The sequence below is a fragment of the Microbulbifer okhotskensis genome (assembly GCF_023895975.1).
Classification (GTDB): domain Bacteria; phylum Pseudomonadota; class Gammaproteobacteria; order Pseudomonadales; family Cellvibrionaceae; genus Microbulbifer; species Microbulbifer okhotskensis.
In genome coordinates, this window is record NZ_JALBWM010000137.1 from 1 (window position 1) to 9,037 (window position 9,037).

General features: G+C 49.5%; 12 protein-coding genes. All 12 read left to right on the forward strand.

Annotated elements, in window-relative coordinates; genetic code table 11:
• Window positions 1-462 (forward strand): hypothetical protein (locus tag MO867_RS19120; protein ID WP_252472111.1); only part of this gene is annotated, 462 nt, incomplete at its 5' end.
• 217 nt (window positions 463-679) lie between these two features.
• Window positions 680-1,444 (forward strand): substrate-binding periplasmic protein, encoded by a 765-nt coding sequence (locus MO867_RS19125; RefSeq protein WP_252472113.1) that lies wholly within the window; start codon window positions 680-682, stop codon window positions 1,442-1,444.
• 211 nt (window positions 1,445-1,655) lie between these two features.
• On the forward strand, window positions 1,656-2,012 hold the full coding sequence (locus tag MO867_RS19130) for a hypothetical protein (protein WP_252472115.1): 357 nt from the start codon (window positions 1,656-1,658) through the stop codon (window positions 2,010-2,012).
• Between the two features lie 20 nt (window positions 2,013-2,032).
• Window positions 2,033-2,425, forward strand: coding sequence for a DUF5675 family protein (locus tag MO867_RS19135; RefSeq protein WP_252472116.1), 393 nt, complete (start codon window positions 2,033-2,035; stop codon window positions 2,423-2,425).
• Complete coding sequence (locus MO867_RS19140; protein ID WP_252472117.1) at window positions 2,422-2,790, forward strand: 3TM-type holin; 369 nt, start codon at window positions 2,422-2,424, stop codon at window positions 2,788-2,790. Before MO867_RS19135 ends, MO867_RS19140 begins: the two co-directional genes overlap by 4 nt.
• On the forward strand, window positions 2,787-3,050 hold the full coding sequence (locus MO867_RS19145; RefSeq protein ID WP_252472118.1) for a hypothetical protein: 264 nt from the start codon (window positions 2,787-2,789) through the stop codon (window positions 3,048-3,050). Before MO867_RS19140 ends, MO867_RS19145 begins: the two co-directional genes overlap by 4 nt.
• The gene (locus tag MO867_RS19150; protein ID WP_252472119.1) at window positions 3,050-3,508 is read left to right on the forward strand and encodes a hypothetical protein; all 459 of its coding nucleotides are present in this window, start codon (window positions 3,050-3,052) and stop codon (window positions 3,506-3,508) included. The genes MO867_RS19145 and MO867_RS19150 overlap by 1 nt, the downstream gene beginning before the upstream one ends.
• Window positions 3,471-4,793 (forward strand): terminase large subunit domain-containing protein, encoded by a 1,323-nt coding sequence (locus MO867_RS19155; RefSeq protein WP_252472120.1) that lies wholly within the window; start codon window positions 3,471-3,473, stop codon window positions 4,791-4,793. Before MO867_RS19150 ends, MO867_RS19155 begins: the two co-directional genes overlap by 38 nt.
• Window positions 4,793-6,214 carry a DUF4055 domain-containing protein gene (locus MO867_RS19160; protein WP_252472121.1) on the forward strand — a complete coding sequence of 474 codons (1,422 nt, stop codon included), beginning with the start codon at window positions 4,793-4,795 and terminating at the stop codon, window positions 6,212-6,214. The genes MO867_RS19155 and MO867_RS19160 overlap by 1 nt, the downstream gene beginning before the upstream one ends.
• Window positions 6,204-7,271 carry a phage head morphogenesis protein gene (locus MO867_RS19165; RefSeq protein WP_252472122.1) on the forward strand — a complete coding sequence of 356 codons (1,068 nt, stop codon included), beginning with the start codon at window positions 6,204-6,206 and terminating at the stop codon, window positions 7,269-7,271. The genes MO867_RS19160 and MO867_RS19165 overlap by 11 nt, the downstream gene beginning before the upstream one ends.
• Window positions 7,272-7,379: 108 nt before the next feature.
• The gene (locus MO867_RS19170; RefSeq protein ID WP_252472123.1) at window positions 7,380-8,093 is read left to right on the forward strand and encodes a hypothetical protein; all 714 of its coding nucleotides are present in this window, start codon (window positions 7,380-7,382) and stop codon (window positions 8,091-8,093) included.
• A gap of 25 nt (window positions 8,094-8,118) precedes the next feature.
• On the forward strand, window positions 8,119-9,037 hold a 919-nt coding region (locus MO867_RS19175; protein WP_252472124.1), incomplete at its 3' end, for a hypothetical protein.

Here is a 9,037-nt window from a genome sequence, read left to right on the forward strand (position 1 = left end):
ACCGGGAGTATTGCGAAAGGATTAAACGGATATTCAATAGAAAAAGACGGTTATTGCAAAAGCGGAGGGAGTGTTTTGTCTGAAATAGCGATACGTGAATTATTGTGGGAGTGGTCCCGAGCCTATCCAGAGAGAGCAGGGGATTCAGTATCCTGGCCCCGTATGTCCTCATTTGCACGGGGTATGAAATCTAAACACCGGGAGAATCCTGAGCTCGTGAATGAAGTTAGGGCAGAGGAAACTGACCAAGTTGTAGGTATGTACCTCCGGGCAGTTAAAGGGCGCGGTAACCAAGAGAAGGCAGGAGTTGAGTTGGCAGTATTTTGGCTCCGTTACTTTCGAAGATGGGAATTGCAGGAGGTAGCTAAGGCGGTTAAGAGGTCAGTGGCTAACATTAAGACTTTATGCCAAATTATTGAGTCTAGTATTGAGGTGGGGTACAGGATGCGAGAAGAGTCTTAGCGAGGATGGAAAGAAGGCTTCCCCCTTCACCTCCAGGCGATTAAATAGAGTTTTTAGTTATACGGATTTGCTCAGACCACTGGCGCCTTAATTGTTAAATGTTATTAACAGTTAAGGTTGACGTTAGTGCATGTCGCATATTTGCACAGGATTCATGTTGTAATCTAACCTCTTAATCAAGAGGTTAAAAGTTCCCACGTTATTAAGGATTTTCAAGATGCGAAACAAGGTGTTAAATCTGCTAGTCTTGCTCCCTCTACTGATTGGGGTCACATTATTTACTCATGCGTCGGAATTAAAAGTTGCTATAGCCAGAGATGCACCACCCTATGTGGATGATAATGCGAAGAGCGGATTTGAGGTCGAATTAATCCAGCAAGCACTACCTAACTATTCAATAAAATTTGTGCAGATGGGGTGGGGAGAGATTCAAGATGCTATTAAAAATGGTGTAGCAGGTGCAGAGGCAAATGTGTGTGAACATGAAGAGAAGGGAAGCCACTATTATTCAAAGGACTATGTCGGCTTTGTTAATTACGCAATTAGTCGCAAAAGTGAAGAAATCAAAATAACCAATGTGAACGATCTTGTTGGGCACCATGTTATCGCCTGGGAAGGGGCTCATCAGGATCTAGGGCCAGAATTTGAGCGCCTTTTCTCCCCTGGAGGGGTGGGTAGCAAAAATTATGTCGAGAAACAAAGTTCGCGAGATCAAGTTCTTGATTTTTGGAAGAACGCAGACTCTATCGCTATTATAGATAAGAGTATTTTTGCTCATTTTTCTTTGCTTCAGGGGCATTCATTGGATGACGTGGATACTCACAAGGTCTTTCTGCCGGTTTCTAAATTTAAAATGGCGTTTAAAGATGAAAAGACCAGGGATGAGTTCAACAAAGGATTATCTCGTCTTTGTTCTACGGGTGAATATGCAAAGCTTCTTAGGAAATATGACATCTCGGAAAAGACCAATATTTGCGAGTGAGCTGGGAATCTATTTGATATTATGAGATTTTGGGTTTTTCTGGTGCACTAATTTTCTAATTTGTACATATATACAGTCTGTATGTATTGACAGCTAGCCGTGAGATGAATAATATTAGGTAAGCTGTCGAGTTGTATGTGCGACAGTGGATCATCCTTCTTAAGCCGGCCCCCAAGCCGGTTTTTTTATGCCTGAAATTTGAGACTCCCTTATGAGTGCACCTCAGCTAAAGATTAGTGAGTTTCATGTATTCAAAAACTATTACCATGACGGCAAAAAGAGTTATCGAGTCGAAGACCTCATAGAACTGGCGAAAGACCGGGCAGTGTTTGACCTACCTTTAGCTGGAATTCCAATAGGTGAGAACCCATGGGATGGGTCAACCATAAAATCTTTTGTTTATCACGTTACCCGGGTTAACAACGCTGACCTGAGCTACCCGATAATTTTGGATGTAGAAGGACATATTGCTGACGGCTGGCACCGTGTCTGCAGAGCAATTCTCGAAGGGCGCAAGTACATCAAAGCCGTCAGGCTGACAGTGATGCCTGACGCTATATCTGATTAAAAACCACCTCCGAGACAATCATGCTCACATTAACGCGATTTGCTTATGGCTCAGAGGCAACTCTGGGCCGGCTGTGTGTCGGTGACCATACTTTCTATACCGTAGAACGCCCATGGCTAGGTAATAAGCCATTCGAGAGTTGTATACCGGAGGGGGTTTATTGGTGTGATCCGTACAGTTCCGCTAAATACCCCAATATATGGGAGCTACAGGAAGTCCCAGGTCGTTCAAAAATCCTGATACATACGGCTAACTATGCCTCTGATGTTCAAGGCTGCATTGGTATTGGAACGGCCCAAGCCCCTGGCGGTTGGTGGGTGATTCAATCACGCAAAGCCATGCAGGAATTGCGGGACATGCTGCCGCCAGAGTTTGAGCTAAACGTCACTCACTTCATACCGGAATACCCATGATTACAGCCATATCAAATCTACTCGGCAAGGTCATAGACAAAGCATTCCCAGATAAGACGGAAGCCAATCGCCTAAAAGCCCAAGTTGATTCGCAGCTGATTTCAATGGACTTGGAAGAGCTAAAAGCAGCTACCCAGGTAATCACAGCAGAGGCATCAGGGGAGTCATGGCTACAGAGAAACTGGCGGCCAGTAACAATGCTTACGTTCGTCGGGTTGATTGTATTTCACTGGTTGGGCTGGACAGCCGAAAACCTAAGCGAGGACCAAACCCTGGCACTGCTGGAGATAGTAAAAATCGGCCTCGGTGGTTATGTCGTGGGGCGCAGCGCTGAGAAAGCAATGAAGGCTTGGAAGCAATCATGACCCAACAAACAGAGCACTGGCACCTCAGCAAAAGCATCTCCATCACCCAGATAGCCAGCATCATACTTCTAGCTGCTGGCCTGTTTACCTGGGGCTCAGATGTAGAGAAACGGGTAGGTGAGAACGCACAAGCAATCAAACACGAATCAGCTATGCGTGCCCTAGAACAAAAGCACATAGCTGAATTCAAAGACGAAATCAGAACACGGCTCCAGCGTATTGATAGCAAGCTAGAGCGGTTGATTGAGAGAGGGGAATAGTGGCAAGGCGAACCAGTTATAAGGAGGAATTCGCAGAGCAGGCTGAAAAGCTCTGCAAGCTGGGTCTGACTGACAAAGAGTTAGGCGAATTCTTCGAGGTAACAGAGCAAACAATCAACAATTGGAAGAATAAGCATCCCGAATTTTTTGAGTCCATAAAAAGGGGCAAAAATTTGGCAGATGCTAACGTGGCGGAGAGTCTCTTTCGAAGGGCCTGCGGCTATAGCCATGAAGCTGTAAAGATTATGCAGCACAACGGCAACCCTATCGTTCAGGAGTACACCGAACACTACCCACCAGACACAACGGCCTGTTTAGCCTGGCTTCATAACCGGCAAAGAGAAAAATGGCAACGAAACCCTGACCCAGCCGGTGGCGGTGCCGACATACCACCGACAAAAGTCGTATTCGAGGTCAAGGATGCAAGAACGCGGGAGGGAAGTGAGAGCGGCACTTAATGTTCCGCAAAGTCGGTTTCTTAATTTACCGCACAAGTACAGGGCCTATGTTGCAGGGTTTGGGTCTGGGAAGACCTGGGTAGGCTGTTCAGGACAGCTGGCCCACTTCTACGAGCACCCCAAGATTAATCAAGGTTACTTTGCTCCAACCTATCCACTAATTAGGGATATTTACTACCCCACAATCGGCGAAGTTGCTGAGACTATGGGGCTGCGGGTCAAGGTCAAGCGAGGTGACCACGAAGTAGAGGTATACAGCGGTAGTCGCTACCGCGGCTCTGTTATTTGCCGCTCGATAGATGACCCGGCCAATATTGTCGGATTTAAAATCGGCCATGCTCTGGTCGATGAGCTGGACCTGCTTGCTGAGAAGAAAGCAGAGCAGGCCTGGCGGAAAATCATGGCGCGCATGCGCTACAAGGTCCACGGTGTCAAAAATGGCATCGATGTAACGACCACTCCGGAAGGGTTCAAGTTTGTCTATCGCCAGTTCGTAAAGGCCCTTCGGGATAAACCAAAGCTTCACGGGCGATATGGATTAATTCAGGCCTCGACCTTCGATAATGAGTCGAACCTACCTGATGACTATATCGATTCAATGCTTGAGGCCTATACGCCCGAGCTTATCCGGGCATATCTCAATGGCCAGTTTGTAAACCTGCTTACCGGCACGGTCTATCACCAATTCGACCGCAAGCTTAATCACTGCAATGACACAGTGGAGCTAGGTGAGCCCTTGTTTATCGGAATGGACTTCAATGTCGGCAAGATGGCGGCAGTCACTCATGTAAAGCGAGACGGCAAGCCCCGCGCAGTAGATGAAATCCTTGAGGGTTATGACACTCCCGACATGATTCGGAGAATTAAAGAGCGGTACTGGGAATACCGGGACGGGGACTATCGCAAGACTTGTGAGGTTCGTATTTACCCGGATGCCTCTGGTGATTCTCGTAAGTCGGTGAATGCCAGCACCACTGATTTAGCGTTGTTAAGAAATGCTGGGTTTTCGGTACACGCTCCGAAAGCCAATCCCCCGGTGAAAGACCGGGTCAACGCAATGAACGCGATGTTCTGCAATGCCAAGGGTGAGCGCCGCTATTTAGTGAACACCGATAAGTGCCCGGGCTATTCGGACTGCTTAGAGCAACAACCTTGGGCGGAGAATGGCGAACCAGATAAAAGCGGCGACCTCGACCACGCTCCAGACGCTGGTGGCTACTTCATCCACCACGATTACCCGCTCATCAAACCAGCACTAACAATCAACATGGGAATGGCCTACTAATGGCAAATGACGTTACCTATCAGCGCGACGACTTCACCAAGGCGCTGCCAGACTGGACTCTGGTTGATGATATCTGTGCGGGTGAGCGGGTTATTAAGGCTAAGGGCACCACCTATTTGCCCATGCCCAACCCAAAGGACCAGAGTGAAGCAAATAGAGCTCGCTATCTGCAGTACACAGACAGGGCAGTTTTCTATAACGCAACCGGCCGCACGTTGCAGGGCCTGGTTGGTGCCGTGTTTCGCCGAGCGCCATCGGTAGATATCCCGGCAGGTCTGGAATATCTGACTTCAGATGCCAATGGCAATGGGGTAAGCATCTACCAGCAGTCCCAGTCTGTGGTTGCTGCGGTGCTTAAGTCTGGCCGGCGCGGGCTACTGGTGGATTACCCCAAAACTGAAAGGCAAACCTCTAAGGCTGAACAGCAAGCCGGCTTAGTACGCGCATCGATAGTGAGCTATCCCGCTAATCAGATTATCAATTGGCGGACCATCAAGGTTGGCGGTGTTCACCGGCTGGGGCTGGTTGTTATCCGTGAGAGCTATGAAGAAACCAACTCAGATGGTTTTGGAATAGAAGAGAAAACTCAATACCGCGCACTCAAGCTGATTGATGGTCGCTATACAGTGGAGATATGGCGCAGTGGCAACACTGGCACCTGGATTATTCACGACACTTACACGCCGTTAGATGGAGCAGGGAAGGCCTGGGACATTATCCCGTTTACTTTTGTCGGTGCCGAGAACAATGATTCGAGTATCGATCGGTCTCCTTTGTTAGACCTGGCAAACCTCAACAAAGCCCATTACCGCAACTCAGCAGACTATGAGGATTCAGCGTTTTTCGTCGGTCAGGCTCAGCCTTGGATTTCAGGATTGACTGAGAACTGGCGCGACCATATGGAGAAGCAGGGCATCTATATTGGCTCCCGCTCTCCAATTTTGCTCCCCGATGGCGGTGCCTTTGGATTTGCTCAAGTTGAACCTAATACCCTGGTCAAAGAAGCAATGGACCAGAAAGAAAAGCAAATGGTCGCCTTGGGTGCCCGCTTGATTGAGCGTGGTTCTGCAGTTAAGACGGCCACCGAAGCTCAGGCGGAGAACGAATCAGAGCACTCGGTTTTATCTCTGGTCGCCGAGAACGTCAGCGAGGCCTACACCCAGGCTATTCAATGGGCGGCACAGTTCCAGAATGTGCAGGTTGAAACGGAATACAAGCTTAATCAGGACTTTGCCGAATCCAATCTTGATGCGCAGATGCTCACCGCCCTGGTGCAGGCCTGGCAGTCTGGCCGCTTACCAAGTTCAGATCTCTGGGCGAATCTCCGCAAGCATGGGGTTATCAATGCCGAGAAGACTGATGAGGTAATTCGTGAGGAACTGGGAGGCGAGGAACCTGGGCTAGGGCTAAATGATGAGTGAAGCCCTCGCCACCTCAACCACTCGCCACGCCGTTTATCTGGAGCGGCTGAAGTCTGGTGAGGTAAATCAGTTTGCAGCCTTCCTGCAGCAGATGGACCGCTCCATAAAGCAGCGTTTATCAAGTCACGATCTAACCGAGTTCTCCCGGGCAAGGCTGGAGCGGTTGCTTGCCGAAGTTGATAGCGATCTATCCGAGATATTCAGTAAGTATTACGACCAGCTTGCCGGCCACCTGCTGGACCTAGCCGAGTATGAATCGGAATTTGAGGTCCGAAACCTGCAGGCCGCATTGATTGCCGGGGTAGAGACAGTAATGCCTGCACCAGCACAGGTACGCGTAGCCGTACTCTCCACTCCACTTTCTGTGCGTGGTCCTGATGGTGGCCAGCTGATTGAGCCATTTATCAAGAACTGGACTAGCAGCGAGAGAAAGCGGGTTACCGGGGCTATACGGCAGGGATTCTTCGAGGGGCAAACAACCCTGCAGATTATCCGCAATGTGCGCGGTACCAAGACGAATAAATACCGCGACGGAATTTTGGCGATAACCCAACGCAATGCCGATGCGGTAGTTCGAACAGCGATTGCCCACACGGCTACCACCTCGCGGATGGAGACGCTTCAGAATAACTCCGACTTGCTGGAGGGACTGCGCTGGGTATCCACCTTGGATAGCCGTACGTCGATTCAGTGCCGCAGCCTGGATAATGAGGTATTTCCCCTTGATAAAGGGCCGCGCCCACCGGTTCACATACGTTGCCGCAGTACAGTTATTGCGGTTCTGAAGGAAAAGTACCGGGCCCTAAGTGAAGGCGCTACACGGGCCAGTAGGGGCGGCTATGTCGATTCTGGTCTGACTTATTACCAGTGGCTCAAAAAGCAGCCATTGAGTTTCATACAAGATGCCATTGGCCCAACTCGGGCGAAGCTTCTTTTAGATGGCGGACTCTCTGCAGAGCGATTTGCAGCGTTAAACCTGGGGCGTAATTTCAAACCTCTCACTCTGGCAGAAATGAAACTGAAAGAGCCAATCGCATTCGAGCGAGCAGGGCTCTAAGCACCAACCAAATTAATTAAAGGGCTCGCTTCGGCGGGCCTTTTTTGTATCTGCCGTTTACTCGGCAAGTCTTAGGGGTTGTGCCCCGAAAAAAGGAGCAGTGCTCAAATGTTAAAGAAGCGTATCAGTGATCTCAGTGAGGTCGAAGAGCAGTATCGAGGACTCTATGAAAAGAGTGGTGATGGTTATGCCCTGAAAATTGAGGGTGATGAAGAGGACCGCTATCGAGCCAAGCACGAAGAAGCAGAGCGACATCGCAAAGCAGCTGAGAAAAAGGTCAGTGACCTGGAAGCTAGCATGGGCGAACTGCAAAACAGCTTGGATGATTTAAAGAACGGCAAGCACCGTGAGAGTGGTGACATCGAAGCCCTAGAAAAGAGCTGGCAGGAGAAGTATGACCGGCTCAATGCTGAAAAAGATGGAGTCATTGAAGAGCGTGACAATTGGCTGAAGGAGCAGATGGTTACCAGCGTGGCTAGTGGTGTTGCCTCTGAAATAGCGGTGCAAGGTAGTGCAAAAGCACTGATGCTGAATCTGGAAAGCCGCCTTTCAATGGAAGTCCGTGACGGGAAGCCGACCACTGTAGTACTGGATGCTAATGGCAAGCCAAGCGCGATGACAGTGGAGGAACTAAAAGCTGAATTTTCTAATGATCCGGCCTTTGCGCCATTGATTGTTGGAAGTAAAGCCTCAGGCGGCGGTGCTGCCGGTGGCGGGGGAGGCGGTGCCTCCAAGAAGTTTTCGGAATTATCCGAAAAAGAACGTGTGGAGCTGTATCAAAGCAACCCCGAAACCTATCGGCAGTTGCGGGATGCAGGTTAATCGCCAATCTAAAGGTTAAAAACTCATGGCACTTACTCAGCTATCCGATGTAGTTATTCCGGAAGTGTATTCCGACTATCAGGCCGAAAATGGGCCAGAAAAAACTGTCTTCTTTCAGTCTGGTGTTGCAGTTCGCAATGCAATGCTGGACCAGAAAGCGAACTCTGGCGGTGAAATGCTTAATGTTCCTTTCTGGAAAGACCTGGATGCTTCTGTTGAACCTAACTACAGCACTGATAACCCTGCTCAGAAAGCTTCACCGCAAAAAGTTATCGCCGGTAAGCAAGTCGCGCGTATGGCCTATATCAACCAAGGTTATAGCTCTGCAGACCTGTCTGGCGAAATTGCTGGCTCCGATCCGATGCAGCGGGTTCGCAATCGATTCGGCACTTATTGGATGCGCCAGTGGCAGCGCCGAGTCATTCCGGTTTTGAACGGCATCCTCGCAGACAACACCGCTAACGATGATGCGGATATGGTCGAGGATATCGCTGTTGAGGACGGCAATAACGCAGGCGCAAGCAATGTGTTTAGCCGTACAGCTTTTACCGGTGCGGCCTTTACCCTCGGTGATCGATTCGAATCTACCTCTGCCATTGGTGTCCACTCGATGGTTTATAAGCGCATGGTGGACAACGATGATGTGGAATTTGTGCCTGATTCTCAGGGAGATCTCACAATTCCTACCTTTCTTGGACGCCGCGTCATTGTTGATGATGGTATGCCAGTGGTTCCTGGCAGCACCAGCGGCTTTAAATACACCTCTGTCCTGTTTGGTGGTGGAGCAATTGGCTACGGCGAAGGCCAAGCAAAAACCCCGGTAGAGCTTGAACGTGCAGCCAGCGAAGGTAATGGCGGTGGTGTTGAAACTTTGTGGGAGCGTAATAGTTGGCTGATACATCCGCTTGGCTTCAAGTGGCTGGAGGCTAGCGTGTCCGGTGAAA